Origin of the sequence: Legionella bozemanae (genome assembly GCF_001648595.1) — a bacterium.
GTDB lineage: Bacteria > Pseudomonadota > Gammaproteobacteria > Legionellales > Legionellaceae > Legionella > Legionella bozemanae.
In genome coordinates this window covers 149,882-164,900 of sequence record NZ_KV441807.1, presented here as the reverse complement: position 1 = coordinate 164,900, position 15,019 = coordinate 149,882, and the positions used below count along the sequence as shown (strand labels likewise).

Genomic DNA, 15,019 nt, shown 5'->3' with positions numbered 1-15,019 from the left:
ACTCAAAGGAGAAAGCATGCCTTTATCTTCTAATACTGATGAGCTATTTCGCGGATTTTCCAAACTCTCTCGAGAAGAACGCTTCAAGCGCTTGTTAGCACTAGGAGCCATAACTTCTGAAGATATTTCTTTTCTTAAAAGCGGTGGTATAAAAGATCTGAATTTAGCAGATAAACTGATTGAAAATGTAATCGGTTATTTTCAGCTTCCTTTGGGAGTAGCAACTAATTTCAATATCAATGGCCAAGACTATGTTATTCCAATGGCTGTTGAAGAAACATCCATCATTGCAGCCTTATCCAAATCTGCTAAATGGATTAGACAATGTGGCGAAATAAAAACCTGGGTTCAAGGCGAATGCATTTTGGGTCAAATTCAATTGGCAAAGGTTAAAGATTTCTCTAAATTTTCCCAGATTTTTCATGAAAATCGAACCTATCTGATTAATAGAGCAAACAAAGATGTGGCCGATAACATGGTAAAACGTGGCGGTGGTGTCATGGACTTGCAATTACGCCAGCTAAAAAGAGAAGATAATCAAGACATGGCCGTAATTCATTTGACTATGAATAGCTGTGATGCCATGGGAGCCAATATTATTAATCAAGTTCTTGAATACTTAAAAACACCTATAGAACAGTTAACTGGTGAAGAAGTCACCATGTGTATTTTATCAAACCTAAATGATCAAAAGTTAACAACCGCTCAAGTTACGATACATACTATCGATAATGAACTTGGCCAAAAGCTGCAAGAAGCATCGCTCTTTGCCGAAATGGATCCTTATCGAGCAGCTACCCATAACAAAGGGGTAATGAACGGTATTGATCCTGTTTTAATCGCAACTGGAAATGACTGGCGCGCAGTTGAAGCAGGAGTACATGCCTATGCCGCCCGCAATGGACAATATCAAGCAATTACACGTTGGCGCTATCACAATGGAATACTCACAGGACAACTTACCGCTCCGATTATTGTTGGAACCATAGGCGGCGTTACCTCATTGCACCCTACCGCAAAAATGTGTTTACGAATGATGAATATTTCTTCGGCGAATCAATTAGCTCAAGTCATTGCAGCAGTGGGTTTGGTACAAAATTTGGGAGCAATTAAAGCATTATGTACCGAAGGTATTATTCAAGGCCATATGAAATTACACATTGATAATCTGCTTTTGGCAGCAGGCGCCAATGAAAGTGAAATGCCAGTGCTTAAAGAACATTTGCAAAAATGGTTGGATTTACATAAAAGAATTAGTCTTAATAATGCTCATGATTTACTAGCTAAAATCAGACAAACACCGATTGCTGTATGAAATGGTCAATACCCGCAAAAACCTTTTTACTGGGTGAATATGCTGCTTTAGCTGAAGCCTCTGCACTTCTTCTAATGACCGCCCCCTGTTTTGAACTTACATTAACTGCGCAAGAAAAGTTAGTTGGAATTCACCCAGAATCTCCAGCTGGACTTTGGTGGCTGCAACAAAACTCAGGACAAGGTCTTTTGTGGCATGACCCTTATGCAAGTCGAGGGGGCTTAGGCGCCTCCAGTGCACAATTTTTGGCAAGCTATTTAGCGGCTTGTTTTGTAAATAGCACTGAACCTGATTTAAATAAAATGCTAGGTGCTTATTATAAATCATCATGGTTCGGAAAAGGCTTAAAGCCTAGTGGATATGATGTAATAGCACAGTCACAACAAGGATGTGTATACATTAATAAACAACAAAGAATAATAAAGTCTTATAACTGGCCTTTTCAAGATTTGTCGTTTTTTCTCATCCATACCGGGATGAAACTTGCCACTCATCATCATTTACAAGACTCTACCCTTCCTGGTCCGATCGATTATTTATCTTTTTTGGTAGATGAAGCAAAACAAGCATTCGAACAGATTGATTCCAAAAAATTGATTTCAGCCATAAACAACTATCATCAAAAATTAACCGAGCTCAATTTGGTAGCAGAACACAGTTTAAAATTTATTAGTGAGTTTAAAAAATGCCCAGAAATATTGGCAACTAAGGGTTGTGGCGCTTTAGGTGCGGATGTTTTACTGCTCATTACTTCAGCAGACGAGGCTCAGATCCTTGCTGATAAACTAAAAATACAAAACTGGACTATACTGGCTACCGAAAAAAATATTTATTTTCAACCCCAATTAACTCAGGAATTTTCTTTTTTATAGAGCATCAATTTTGTATAAAAAAAATATTTGTACCCTTAAAAATAACAAAAATAATAGAAACATCATAAAAAGACTTGAAATTCTGTGCTAATCCGGTATTATTCCAGCCTCTTTAGGGCCGTTAGCTCAGGTGGTAGAGCAGGAGGCTTTTAACCTCTGTGTCATAGGTTCGAATCCTATACGGCCCACCAGTTTTAGAGTACCATTTTAAAAAATATTTTGTCCTGCGGGCCGTTAGCTCAGGTGGTAGAGCAGGAGGCTTTTAACCTCTGTGTCATAGGTTCGAATCCTATACGGCCCACCATTCTGGTAACTAATTTTCAATATCAACCAGAAGCAAGTGGCAAAATATTAAATCCATACCCCATTGCGCTCGTAGCTCAGCTGGATAGAGTACTTGGCTTCGAACCAAGGTGTCGGGGGTTCGAGTCCCTCCGAGCGCGCCATTTAAAATCAAGGACTTATCTACCAATTGTGTCATTAAAACCAATTTACTGTGGCAAAAACGTGTCATAAACCCGTGCCCTTAAAACCAAATACTCTAGTCAAAGTGCGCTATGAAGACGTTCTGCCGCGTTCTGTAGATGATCACTAGAAAGGTGTGCGTAGCGCAAAACCATTTCATAATTTGACCATCCCCCAAGTTGTTGAAGCTCATGTAAAGGTGTACCATTTTGTACATGCCAGCTTGCCCAGGTATGACGTAAGTCATGCCAACGAAAATTTTCGATCCTTGCTCGATCTAAAGCTTTTCGCCAAGCATGGTTATTACACCGGGTAACTGGTTTCCCTTGATAGGTAAAGACATATACTGGATGTTTTCCTTGCTGAGCATCTAAAATAGCAAGAGCCTGTTTATTCAATGGCACAGGAATGTCACGTTTTGATTTAGACTCATCAGCATGAATCAGCGCATGCTTTTTAGCTAAATTTATTTCGCTCCATTTTAATTGTGTCACATTGGACTCTCGAAGGCCTGTCGCTAATGTAAACGCTGCCATATCTTTTAAATGTTCTGGCAGCTCTTTTAGCAGGCAATTAGCCTCCTGTTTTGTAAGCCAGCGTATACGCTTATTTTCAACCTTTCTCATGCGAATAGCTGGAATTGATTCAAGCCAACCCCACTCTTTTTGAGCGCGGTTTAAAATGGCTCGAATTAACTCAAGAATTCGATTCACCGTAGTAAGCGATACATTCGTTTTCTCTTTTTTCTTAGCAATTGCTTCGATAAGATCGCGATCAACCTCTGAAAGTTTTTTATTTCTTAAATGTTGATCGAGCCATGCAAAATGAATTTTATCGGTAGCTAGACTTCGTTTATGTTTTGACTCTTCTAGCCATCTTACTACTGCATCCATCCATGTTTTATTCGGTATAGACTTTACTTGCTTTTCTAACCAAAGCCCATGTTTCATTTGGTCATGAAAATGTTGTGCTTCCTGCTTTATTTCAGTCCCAGTACTTTTACGTATTCTCTTTCCTTGATGGAAGATATCGATCCACCAGATTCCATCTCTTTTGTAGAGTGCCATTTTGTATTGCTCCTATAGGCGACACCCTGCAATGCATCGCAACTAGAGTACTTGTTTCTTAAATACATCACAAGATCTTGTTCTAAAAATACCCAGCTTCTACCTATCTTTACTCCAGGTAGTTCACCTGATGCAGCCATTCTTCGGATAGTTTCCCTGTGAGCTCCTAGAAGCTTTGAAGCCCCTTCAATATTTAAAGTATTCATATGCAAGCCCATTTAAAACCCTGGTGCACATATTGTTTATTAGTATTGAGCTCAAGAATTAAATGATAAAGCCCCACAAGATCCCTTTCGTAAGATAGGTTTGTTGGCATCAACTCATCGAAATAAATTGAATGTAATTGTCTTATTGAGCAGTTTAATAAAGTAGCAATATCTTTTAGAGTATAGTTGGTTGACTCTAATAGATAATTAATGATGCTCTTACAGATTTGTAGCCTAAAATTATTTTCCACAACGAATACTCCTTTTCAACTTATTCTGTAGATAGGTACAGAAAATGCTTTAAACATATTTTTTTATCTCAATCGATTTTTTATGTGTTACTGTTCATTCAACTTATGTGTATAATAAACGTTAGATAAACAATACACACGAATATAAACGATTTCGTTTATAATAAACAATTTTGTTTATTTTTCAAGGTTTTTTATGGATATAAAATCAAAAATAGGATTAAGAATTAAAGAGTCGCGAAAAAACAAAAAACTTACAGCCGTACAATTGGCTGAAGTTACTGGTTTTTCAACGCAACGAATTAGTAATTGGGAAAGAGGAACAAGATCGCCCAGGTTTAAAGATGCAGAGATACTCGGTAATGCATTAGGTGTTTCTTCAACATGGTTATTATTTTTAGATACTGACCACAAGCCTATGAAGGATAATCCCTTCCTAACAATCCCTATCATCAATGCCTCGTCTAAAATTGAAGGTTATCTCCCAATACCCTCATCAATTCAAGACAATATAACTCATGAAGATTTTGCATTTATCGTGCATGATAAAAGCATGTCCCCTATTTATAATTCGGGTGACTTAGTTACTTTTTGTAAACAAAAACAAAACCATTGCGACTTAGTGCTGATTCATATTAAGGCTACAGATGAGAACTTATTTAGAAAAATAAGCTCTGAAGACAATACATTTATATGCTCACCACTCAATCCAGATTGGCCACAAATACGATTTGAATCAGCATCAATGTTTCAAATCATAGGTTGGGTCAAGAATGGAACTAAGGTATTTTATTAATTAAACTTCCTAGATTTACAATCATTAATATTTCATCATTTGAAAATCCCTTTTTCAGAACAAGCTTTTTTAAAGATATCCCTAATATCTCGGATAATGTAACAAGATTGTGTTCTGTACTACTCAAGATTTTATCAATAACCTGAACTGCAATACACTCTCCATTAATACCTTGTTCACCTACAATCATCATGATCAAAATCCTTATTACGATACAACAACGTACTTTACTTATTTGACAAGCATGATCAGATTAGAACATAATACGCCCGTCATTTACATCACTAAAATATTTGGCAAATAAGCATTTTTGTTCAAAATAACAATAACTTAATTAACAATGATACGAATATGGAATTTTGTAGGAATTTTACTAAAGTATGTTGGGATGAAATTAAAGAGGAAGTAAAACGCTCTAACTCTGAGTTTTTTTACTTAGTTGATGAAATCGCGCCTGGAAAAGATTTCCCACTTTATATTTTTAACTTTGGGTATGGTGATTTGATTGGAGATTCTGAAACCTTTTATATTCCACACCAAGGAAAGCTTCAAACCCTTAATAATTTTTCATCTCTAGAACCAATTACGAAAGACCTCTTTTATGGATTTCATAGTTGTCCATTAGGTCTGGTATTAGATAAAGGCTTTGAATGGTACTTAAGAGGTAATGCAGAAAATGAAACACATCCTGTTTACATAGATAAAAAAGGGGATTTTTTTAACATTGGGCATATAACACAGATAAAACCACTTAAACGATACTTGCCTAATGGCATACTGTCTGTAAAGGCTGGGGCACAAACCACCCTTGTAACACAAAATATTGGATGCAAAAGAAGCCATAATCGTCTTATTCGATCTGGAATTGATTGTACCATCCCCAATTCATACCATGATCACAGTGAGTTCTTTAAACGAATTTACCAATCTTGCCCCTCTGAAAGTAAATGGCGGGCCTCCATCATTTACTTTTCTGAAAAATGGATAGATAACATTGTTAACAATCCTGAGTGGATCAATATTAATAAATATTTCTTTAAATATTATCTACATTATTATGCTTACACCTACTACGGAGACTATTATCAACATATTTTTAGGGTTGCTTTTGATAAGTCAAATTTAGAGCGAGATTTTTTTATTCAAGATACTGCTAAATATATCTTTGAAATTCTCATAGGTGAAAAATATGGGTTTTCATTTACCAATACCGATGAGTTCTTGCCTGCATCATGGATAAGCTACGTTTTAAAAGACATTTATAAGCTAAAAACAGAACCTTCTATATTAATACCTAAAAAGCACGTTGAAAAAAATCCAGTATATTTTTCGCTTCAACATCCTATTTTTAGACCATACCAAGGGTTGTCCAGAAAAAAAGCAACCTTAATTTCCGAGCTTGAAAATATAAAAATCGTTACAAATAAATATAAAGACTTATTTTCCTCTGCTCATGAAGAATGGGCCGATACAGTTCTTGAAGAAAAGGCCAAGAAAGCTCAATTTGTTTATTACCATGGTTTTGAGAACAAACAAAATTGGCTTTCAGACATTGATTATTTATTCAAAAATGATCCTGGAGTACATCATTTAAGTAATGATACTTTTTGTCAAGATGCGCCTTTTTTTAAAGGATGCATCTCAATAAACAGCTTCTAAGCGCTGTGCTCTTTTAGAATTAAATACTAAGAAGGCACTCATAAAACAAAGCAAAGAAGATATTGTCCAGGCGCTTTGGGCATTAAAATAATACATTGCTACTCCTGATATGAGAGGGCCAATCATCATGCCTAATGAATATGCGCTACGCCACGCCCCTATTCCTAAGCCACTGTGGTTAGAGCTTCCATATTGATGACATAATGCAACGGAGTATGCCATGAACAACATCTCACCAAGAGTAAAAACTAAAAGCGAACAAAACATTCCTAGTATTGTAGAAGAGAGGCCCATAGCAAATGTTGATGCCCCTAATAAAATACAGCCAATACAAGCAACTATATGTTTATTGAATCGCTCAATCCGTTTTGATAATTTTACTTGGAATAATGCAATTAAAATGGGATCGGTTGCGAAAAAAAATCCAATGATTAAAGAATTTCCTATTGTTTCGTTTAAGTGAATTCCTAGTACGGTTTTTTGTATCCCATAAGTTAAGCCGATGCAAAATACCGAAAATAACATTGGAATAAGCGAGCTATAGATTGTCTCAATTTCTTCTTTATTACTGGGTATTGCAGCTACATCATGATTACTGATTTCTAATTTTATAAAAATTACTATTGAAAACAATATCAAAGTAACGCCAACCAAAATCATTGCTAATTTAAAATAATTTTGCGCTAAAAGCATGATTAATACCATTGCCACAATACCACCAGTATTTTCCAGTGCGTTTTTATAGGATTGGGCGATCGTTAAACTGTGGTTGGTATTTCTTGAAATCTGCAACAAAGATGAATTACTGCAAGTGATAAATAAATTGATTCCAAATCCCATTAAAAATACAAAGACAACAGATAAGTGAAAAGAACTTACTTTTGCTAAAATAACAAACGCTATGCCTATGAGTAAGAAACTTGTCCCAATTATACCCTTTGCTTGTGCTTTTCCCGTAACGTATCCACCACATATGCTGCCCAAAATAGCTCCAATCCCCATTGAAAAGCCTAAGAAGCCTATATTTAATTTATTAAAATTGGTGCTTACACTAAAAAAATACGCAATATGGTAAGATAGGCCACCTCCAATAGCCTCTATAAAAGAAAGAATCAATAATAACTTACAAGTGACTGGTAAATCACTAAAAGAAAAACCTACTTTAGAAGAGCTGGCTGTTGAGCTCATTGTAATCCCTCACATTAAATAAAAATTAGATACATCCACTTAAACTATGCCATTTGATTTAATAACTTTAATGCATCAGAACTCGGCACTCGTAGTATTTCATCGGGAGGAATATACAAAGTAGATAGTGTTGTTAACTTCTGTCTATCAAGTTGCTTTAAATCAAATTCAGATATCTTTGGATGAGTACCAGGATAAAGAGCAGCTTCGTAGACAATAGCCTTTTTTCCTTTTTTATAGAGCTTGATTAACTTTTTTTTAATAAAATTGATGGCTTCCAAATTGACTGTATTCGTTGGTAAACCCAAATTTCCAACCATACCAATCTGATAAATCACTACATGAGAAGAAGTATCTACTGATTTATCATACAAAAGATATTCCGTAGCATCAAAGGACTGGATACCTCCAGATGCAGGATCAAATCGAAGATCAGCATATAAACAATCTTGAGCTGAAATACCGGGACACACCACTGTTTTAATGCTATCACTAAGCACAGATAAAGCAAGCAAGCCAGGAGTGGCAAACACACATGGATGGCCATATATAACAACACATAGAGAGCCTACATCTTCTATCGCTCTATGAATATATTGTGCCACATTATTATAAGCATTTTCTCTTGATTTAGAGTTAAAGTAGATTGAATCCAGTGACTCTGATGATTTCGCTAATTTACGAATATAACGCTCTAGCAAGGGTTCATTAACTAAATACAATACCTTGTCGCAAGTACAAATATATCCTTTTGCTTCCTCTGTAATATGAGCTATTGTTTTAATTCCAGTGCCAACTAATGCTAAAACTTTCACTTAAGTCCCTATTGGGTCACTGGAAACACATGGCTCATATCCGAATACGGGATCACATGACTCATATCCGAAAAATTCTTTTTACCAGTGATTAACTCCCTGATTTTATGGGTATCTGAGTTTTTATATGATTCAACCAAGCTTTTACTTAAAATCCAATCCTCTAAAATCGCTGTATCAAGGAGAGGATTTCTCACCAATGCCTCAACTGCATCTAATAATTCCATAGTCCCTCCAAAATTTGGTAATCAAAATTTTGTACTATTTAATTTTATAAAAATTTAGATCATTATCCTATCAAAAATCAACCATTATCAAAAAATCTTTCATTTCAAATAACAGGTCAGTGCATAAAACATCGTTATGGACTGACTTGCATTATTCCACAAATGTATGTTTTTTTGAACACTAATTATTTTGCACTTGGTAGTATATCTCCCCTGATAAATCAATATGCTATAATCAATAACTCGTTATTTGGATAGATAATCTGAGAGCCTATAAGGAATCAAGGTGGCCATTTTTATAAGCTCTGGCAAATGCAAGCAGAGGGGTTTATTCCACGTGTCTTAGCATGACCGATATTTTATTTTTCTATACTAAAAATTTCTGTCGTCAGTTAAAATTTTAAAAAAAAGAGACTGTGAAATAAAATGAACCATCAACAAATGATATCGCTTTGTAATCTTTTTCAATTAGGTGTTCCTTTAAATGCTCCTAAAAGAATACATGGCGGATTGCTGCATACCATGTGGCGCATCAACACAGATGAAGGCTCTTACGCCATTAAACAACTGTCCCCGCATATTAATCTAGCGAATGAAGCCATTATAAAAAATTACAATTTAACCGAATCCATTGCCTCACGCTTTATTGAACATGGTATCCCAGGAGTATCAGCAATAGACCATATGGATAATTATCTTGAAATTATTGATGGCGTTGGATTTCTGATTTATCCATGGGTAAACGCCGAACCACTACATAAGGATGCAGTTTCTGAAGTTCATGCATTGAAAATTGCTAATATTCTTGCAAAAATGCACCTTATTAATCTTATTGTGCCAGAAATTACCGAGCTTGAATTTGATATTCATCCAAACGATAAGCTTATTGAGCTAATCCAAAAAGCTAATCTCTGTAATTGTCCTTTTGCGAATGAATTGACAGCACTTCGACAAGATATCATTTCAATAAATACAGCTTTTCAAAATTCTCTACCCGCGCTTAAAAAGCATATACTCATAAGTCATGGGGATCTGGATCAAAAAAATGTTTTATGGGATAACAACCGTCCAATACTAATTGACTGGGAATGTGCCCATAAACTCAATCCCACACACGAGATTGTCGATACAAGCTTAAACTGGAGTGGTATTACTACGCATTTTGATGAAGAATTATTTATTAAAATGATGCGCGCTTACACAACATCAGGAGGCTATTTGAATAAAGATATCCTACAAGCAGCTTTTAACGCAGTTCAAGGCAACTGGATTAACTGGATGGTTTACAATATAGAGCGTTCATGTGTGATGGAAGAATCAGAACAACAAACTATGGGTATTGAGCAGGTCAATCAAGTGTTGAAAACAATTATTAATTTAAAAAATATTGCTCCAAACCTAATGATCATGCTGTAGCACTAATGGAGATGGCATTATGAATAAAAAACACAAAGACAGAAGGGTTTGAAGTGAACCAATATGACCATTAAAATTGAAACATCAAGGATGTTTTTGCGTTTGATTAAGGATGAGGACTTAGACCTAGTAGCTCAACTTAATGCAGAACGAGAAGTTAGAAAATTCTTTCCTGATGGAACACAAGATCGAGAGCAGACTAAACAAAGAATAAAACAGATTATAAATCTTATAAAGATAAAGGATTACCTGGATTTGTTATATTCAATAAGCTGACTCATGAATTCATTGGACGATGTGGATTTGGACCAATTGAAACAGGGGAAATTGAAGTTGGATACCTTATTGTAAGAAAGTTTTGGGATATGGGTTATGCATCTGAAGCACTAGAAGCACTTCTTGAATGGAGTAAAATAAATATCAATTCTGATTATATTATTGCTTTTGCACCACTCAAACATAGTGCATCACATCGAGTAATGGAGAAGTGTGGTATGGAATATTATAAAGATGATCTTGGCCATGGTGTTACGTGTAAATTTTATCGTTCCAAAAATAAATAATTTATAAAACAGGCCACACGCATGACAAAAATTACAACAGAAGAAGCCGCATTAAAATTAGCTGTACTTATCGATGCTGATAATGCTCGAGCAGTCATTATTGATGGTCTTTTAACTGAGATTGCTAGTTATGGAGATGCGATTGTAAGAAGAATTTATGGCGATTTCACCTTGCCATCTAGCGCACAATGGAAAAAGGTATTGCATAAATACGCTATAAAACCAGTACAGCAGTTTGCTTTTACTTCTGGAAAAAATGCAACGGATAGCGCGCTTATTATTGATGCTATGGATCTACTTTATACGCATCGTTTTGGTGGTTTTTGTATCGTGTCAAGTGATAGTGATTTTACAAGCCTTGCTAACCGTATTCGTGAAGAAGGGTTGCAGGTTTTTGGATTTGGAGAGAAAAAAACACCAGAGGCATTTCGTAATGCCTGCAATAAATTCATTTTCACTGAAGTACTACGCCCTGTAGCACCACCTGATCAACCAATTAGTCAATCAAAAAAGAGAAAACAGCCTGTTAAACAAACGAAAACTAATGAGCCCTCAGCACAAGAATTTCCAAAAGAATTTATTCTGGAAGCATTAAATAACTCATACGATGATACTGGCTGGGCATACATTGGAACATTTGGTGGCTATTTAACTAAGTTAAAACCAGACTTTGATTCCAGGCTTTATGGTTTCAAAAAGCTGAGTGATTTGGTTAAAGGAAAACCAGAGATTTTTGAAACAGAAGAACGAGTCAATCCTGGATCGAACACAAAAGTTTTATATTTACGTGGTAAACAAGAATAACGTGGAAATGATTAATGAATCTATTAGAAAAAATTGCAGCATTAGAAAATGAAGCTGCTGAATTTGGTTTTCAGTGGGAAACGACGGATCAGATTATGGCTCAAATCCAAAGTGAGTGTATTGAAGTCGATGAGCATTTAAAGGCTGGAATTAATGATAACTCATCTGCTTTGCAAGAAGAAATAGGTGATTTATTGCATGCCGTGTTTTCACTGTGTGTATTTTGTAAATTAGATCCCAAAGATACACTGCAACAATCTGTGGAAAAATTTGAGCGGCGGCTTCGCGCTGTCAAAATGATTGCTCATGAAACGAAACTCATTAATTTAGAAGGACAAACTTTTGATGAGTTGATGTCTATCTGGAAACAAGCAAAGAGTAGAGTGGGTTAAACCGGGTGATCATGGTGTAAATTGATAGCTGAAATTTAGATTCAACATTAAATCACAAACACGCAATTGATCCGCGCTTAATAAAAAATAGTCAGATTCACATAAAACTTGATCTGAAAATTAATGAACAAGACAACTCTAAAAAGAAAACAGCACACCTTACGCAACTGGTTGCAGTATGTGTAGCCCTTTGTATTTATTAAAGATAAATACACATTTGCAAATTTTGACTGCAAAACACAAAATATTGGTTAATGAGCAATCAAAAACCAATATGCAATTGTGCATCATTTTTAATACTTTGTGAGTTTTTTCTGATGCAGATCTGCATACCACCACTCATAACCTGTTGAAATATATAGCCTAATATGATCTAATTATAACTAGATGTGGCGTGCATGGATGCATCAGACAGACATCCAACACAATCGCAAAAAGAGGTTATATTATGGCTAGAATCACTGTTACCTTACCAGACAATCTTCATAAGCAAATCATTAAAATAGCTGGTAAGGAAAATGACTCACTCTCTTATACGACAACTCGGCTTGTTGAAATTGGACTGATGGTTATGAACAGTAAGTCCGAAAATAAAGATGAGCAAAAGACTGCAAACATTGAAGAGTATTGCCAAAAGCTCATTATTCAAATTAATGGTATTATTAAAGAAATTGCCATTGATAAATTTAATTTTGGTGATGATAAAATAGTTCAAATAACCAAAGATACCTTAAGCAAATTTAATAAATTAAAAGGTATTCAACAGGAATCACTATAAGACTTTTAACATACTCTGTCATATTCCTGGTAGTCCCAAGATATCAAATCCCCTTAAGATAGATATTATTTCGTTTGACTTTACTTGAAAAACCTATTCAATTCTTTAATAATCTACTTAAATATGAAACCTATATTTTTTGAAATAAAACTATCGGGTTCGTAATCAAAAGGTCGGGAATTCGATTCTTCTCAGCGGCATTGAGTTTTCTTAAGAAAATTACTTCTTGTGGGACACTCTCGGGGCACTAGCCATAATAGCATACACCAGCCATATCCATAATACTGTATTATAATTAACCAAAAGCATTTGACTTTAATACATTGTCATTGAGATATGGAGAAATTTAATGGATATTATTGCTGCATTTCGCTGGGAAAGCTCAAAAGACAAATCTCTAAGCTATCTGATCATTGATGAAGACTTCAAAAAAAGGGTTGAACCTAAAATCATTAAACTTAATCACTTAAATTTTGAGTTATTCCAGAAAGAAGCCAAAGAATTTATAAGAGAATTTTATAGCCAAATTGAAATGTTGTATTTCCAAAATAAAAACAATTGTTCTATTCTAATAGAATATAAAATTGTTGGTTCCGGAAATATGTTAGTCATTTCAAACTAAAATGCATAAGCCTAGTGATAAAACTGGATTTATTCGAATGGTATTTCATAATTACTTTCAAAAAGTAAATGATCAAATAAAATCTATCCAACTTGCTCCTCAATACCGTACTAAATTAAAAAATCCTTTTTTAAAACAATTTAAGGTAAGTTTAGAAGATTGTGAGCTTGTTAAAAATAAAAAAGGAAAAGCTTATGAACAGCATTTGTGGGCTTTAGCCCTCCATGCAACAAAGTCAACTTATCCTCGGCAAATAAAAAAACTACGTGATAAGATGCTCATGCAAGAGAAAGGGATTGAGATAAAACCAAAGAAGCGTCATATATCAGAGAATTAGCAATCAATACTTCAGATTTTAGGTTGCGCAATAAACGAAAAGCCATTATTGATATAATAGGTGAACACTTGTTATTAAACAGCTCACCTCTTTGAAGTACTAGATGTAACTCTCTCCTTCTTATTAAAATTATTTGACTATTCCCATTCTCCAAAGCTTCTCTAAGATTTTTAGTAGCTCCTTGAATACTTAAAAGAACTGAACCAATTAAAAATTCGGATTTTCGACTGATGTTGCTATCAAGTTCCATAATAAAGTTATATCCACTAAAAAACAAAATATTTGAACACTATTTGCACATATAACCAAGGGAATTTTATGTTTTCTATTAAATATATAGTTTATAAATTAGTCTAGTTGAATAAAAATAATCCTAAAGAGGTATTGTAATATCAAAATAAAGATTTATAATTATATTAAGTGGATTGGGGGTTCCCGGTCGGCGTTATAGCCTTGGTGAAGACCAGGGCTTTTCGCTTTTTAGGGAAAGCATTTTAAACCGTAACCTTCTATTTTACCGTTAAAACTTCTAAATTTAGGTTTTATTGCGTCATAAGCCCTATTTCCTTGATCTGGATTTAGCTGATGTCTTCCAATTGGTCTACCTACTAAATCGGCCAATTGAAGTCCGCAGGAGTTTACTGATTTTTTTGCAAATATAATTTCAAAAGGTAGATTAGTACCTAAATAATTATCATAGTCACAACATCTTCTAAAGGCTAACTCCAATTCATTGTCTTCTCTTCTGCCCCTTTCTTCAAACACCAGATATGTTTTTAAATCGGTTTCGCCTTTCTCTTCTAAAAATTTATAGAGTCTTTCAAGATTAAATTTCATGCTCAAGGTATATGGATTTTGAGGATAGAGATATTGCTCATTATGTCTTTGTTTATTTATTACAGTGGAAATTAAGGTAAAAGGAGATTCTTGTATAAAATTTGTAAGGTCATCCATAAATTCATTCCTAATTTGTTGGTTGTTCAACCTTTGAAATGGTCTAATGGCTTGTCGAATCTCTCTTTCATGAAAAACAACCATATCATGACCAAAATATTTAAATTTTATTTTCTGTAGTTTAGAAACAATAGTTTTACAGTAGTCTTCTTTGTTAAAGATGCAAAAGGCCAAAACAAATACTGGGTAATGCTCGTCTATATCGGTAAGATTATGATCACCACTTTCGTCTACATAAACTATGTAGTTACTATATTTACTTTCCATAATAAGTCCCTTAATCCTTTAGATT

The 15,019-nt window shown here is 34.7% G+C and carries 18 protein-coding genes and 3 tRNA genes; 14 read left to right on the top strand and 7 right to left on the bottom strand.

The annotated features are described in order from the left end of the window. Positions 1-16 precede the first annotated feature (16 nt). The 5 genes from A8O27_RS00720 to A8O27_RS00700 all read left to right on the top strand — a co-directional run bounded on the left by A8O27_RS00720 (position 17) and on the right by A8O27_RS00700 (position 2,633). A complete protein-coding gene (locus tag A8O27_RS00720; RefSeq protein WP_058459426.1) occupies positions 17-1,315 on the top strand; it encodes a hydroxymethylglutaryl-CoA reductase, degradative in 1,299 nt (432 codons plus the stop codon). After that, positions 1,312-2,187 (top strand): hypothetical protein, encoded by an 876-nt coding sequence (locus A8O27_RS00715; RefSeq protein ID WP_058459427.1) that lies wholly within the window; start codon positions 1,312-1,314, stop codon positions 2,185-2,187. The genes A8O27_RS00720 and A8O27_RS00715 overlap by 4 nt, the downstream gene beginning before the upstream one ends. A gap of 115 nt (positions 2,188-2,302) precedes the next feature. Beyond that, positions 2,303-2,378: transfer RNA gene (locus A8O27_RS00710), tRNA-Lys, on the top strand. A gap of 37 nt (positions 2,379-2,415) precedes the next feature. Then, positions 2,416-2,491 (top strand) — tRNA-Lys (locus A8O27_RS00705). A gap of 65 nt (positions 2,492-2,556) precedes the next feature. Further along, positions 2,557-2,633 (top strand) — tRNA-Arg (locus A8O27_RS00700). A 99-nt stretch (positions 2,634-2,732) separates the two neighbouring features. Here A8O27_RS00700 and A8O27_RS00695 read toward each other — a convergent pair. Next, positions 2,733-3,719 (bottom strand): tyrosine-type recombinase/integrase, encoded by a 987-nt coding sequence (locus tag A8O27_RS00695; protein WP_058459428.1) that lies wholly within the window; start codon positions 3,717-3,719, stop codon positions 2,733-2,735. Beyond that, positions 3,632-3,925, bottom strand: coding sequence for a helix-turn-helix domain-containing protein (locus A8O27_RS00690; RefSeq protein ID WP_259293068.1), 294 nt, complete (start codon positions 3,923-3,925; stop codon positions 3,632-3,634). Before A8O27_RS00690 ends, A8O27_RS00695 begins: the two co-directional genes overlap by 88 nt. A gap of 447 nt (positions 3,926-4,372) precedes the next feature. On the opposite strand from A8O27_RS00690, the gene A8O27_RS00680 reads away from it, so the two are divergent. Beyond that, positions 4,373-4,972: a helix-turn-helix domain-containing protein gene (locus A8O27_RS00680; RefSeq protein ID WP_058459431.1), complete on the top strand. Its 600-nt coding sequence runs from the start codon at positions 4,373-4,375 to the stop codon at positions 4,970-4,972. Here A8O27_RS00680 and A8O27_RS00675 read toward each other — a convergent pair. Further along, positions 4,956-5,165, bottom strand: coding sequence for a hypothetical protein (locus A8O27_RS00675; RefSeq protein WP_058459432.1), 210 nt, complete (start codon positions 5,163-5,165; stop codon positions 4,956-4,958). The two genes, A8O27_RS00680 and A8O27_RS00675, sit on opposite strands and share 17 nt — an antisense overlap. Before the next feature lie 158 nt (positions 5,166-5,323). Between A8O27_RS00675 and A8O27_RS00670 the strand changes: the two genes are divergently transcribed. Further along, positions 5,324-6,631 carry a hypothetical protein gene (locus tag A8O27_RS00670; RefSeq protein WP_058459433.1) on the top strand — a complete coding sequence of 436 codons (1,308 nt, stop codon included), beginning with the start codon at positions 5,324-5,326 and terminating at the stop codon, positions 6,629-6,631. Here the strand turns inward: A8O27_RS00670 and A8O27_RS00665 are convergent. From A8O27_RS00665 to A8O27_RS00655, 3 genes are read right to left on the bottom strand one after another with little or no spacing between them, the layout of a single operon-like run. Beyond that, on the bottom strand, positions 6,614-7,819 hold the full coding sequence (locus tag A8O27_RS00665; protein WP_058459434.1) for an MFS transporter: 1,206 nt from the start codon (positions 7,817-7,819) through the stop codon (positions 6,614-6,616). The genes A8O27_RS00670 and A8O27_RS00665 overlap by 18 nt on opposite strands. A 44-nt stretch (positions 7,820-7,863) precedes the next feature. Continuing rightward, complete coding sequence (locus A8O27_RS00660; RefSeq protein WP_058459435.1) at positions 7,864-8,634, bottom strand: SAM-dependent methyltransferase; 771 nt, start codon at positions 8,632-8,634, stop codon at positions 7,864-7,866. A gap of 8 nt (positions 8,635-8,642) precedes the next feature. Then, on the bottom strand, positions 8,643-8,861 hold the full coding sequence (locus A8O27_RS00655) for a hypothetical protein (RefSeq protein ID WP_058459436.1): 219 nt from the start codon (positions 8,859-8,861) through the stop codon (positions 8,643-8,645). 426 nt (positions 8,862-9,287) lie between these two features. Between A8O27_RS00655 and A8O27_RS00650 the strand changes: the two genes are divergently transcribed. The 7 genes from A8O27_RS00650 to A8O27_RS19190 all read left to right on the top strand — a co-directional run bounded on the left by A8O27_RS00650 (position 9,288) and on the right by A8O27_RS19190 (position 13,773). Then, positions 9,288-10,277: an aminoglycoside phosphotransferase family protein gene (locus tag A8O27_RS00650; RefSeq protein ID WP_058459437.1), complete on the top strand. Its 990-nt coding sequence runs from the start codon at positions 9,288-9,290 to the stop codon at positions 10,275-10,277. A gap of 260 nt (positions 10,278-10,537) precedes the next feature. Continuing rightward, positions 10,538-10,840: a GNAT family N-acetyltransferase gene (locus A8O27_RS19200; RefSeq protein WP_310591138.1), complete on the top strand. Its 303-nt coding sequence runs from the start codon at positions 10,538-10,540 to the stop codon at positions 10,838-10,840. A 21-nt stretch (positions 10,841-10,861) separates the two neighbouring features. Continuing rightward, on the top strand, positions 10,862-11,644 hold the full coding sequence (locus A8O27_RS00640) for an NYN domain-containing protein (RefSeq protein ID WP_058459438.1): 783 nt from the start codon (positions 10,862-10,864) through the stop codon (positions 11,642-11,644). A 14-nt stretch (positions 11,645-11,658) separates the two neighbouring features. Beyond that, the gene (locus A8O27_RS00635) at positions 11,659-12,036 is read left to right on the top strand and encodes a MazG nucleotide pyrophosphohydrolase domain-containing protein (protein ID WP_058459439.1); all 378 of its coding nucleotides are present in this window, start codon (positions 11,659-11,661) and stop codon (positions 12,034-12,036) included. A 448-nt stretch (positions 12,037-12,484) separates the two neighbouring features. Beyond that, positions 12,485-12,814: a hypothetical protein gene (locus A8O27_RS00630; protein WP_235810514.1), complete on the top strand. Its 330-nt coding sequence runs from the start codon at positions 12,485-12,487 to the stop codon at positions 12,812-12,814. Between the two features lie 349 nt (positions 12,815-13,163). Next, entirely contained in the window at positions 13,164-13,436 is a 273-nt protein-coding gene (locus A8O27_RS19195) for a hypothetical protein (RefSeq protein WP_058459440.1), read from the top strand. A gap of 37 nt (positions 13,437-13,473) precedes the next feature. Then, on the top strand, positions 13,474-13,773 hold the full coding sequence (locus A8O27_RS19190) for a hypothetical protein (protein WP_235810515.1): 300 nt from the start codon (positions 13,474-13,476) through the stop codon (positions 13,771-13,773). Between the two features lie 480 nt (positions 13,774-14,253). Here A8O27_RS19190 and A8O27_RS00620 read toward each other — a convergent pair whose 3' ends face one another. Beyond that, on the bottom strand, positions 14,254-14,994 hold the full coding sequence (locus A8O27_RS00620) for a DUF3800 domain-containing protein (protein ID WP_058459442.1): 741 nt from the start codon (positions 14,992-14,994) through the stop codon (positions 14,254-14,256). Positions 14,995-15,019: the final 25 nt, after the last annotated feature.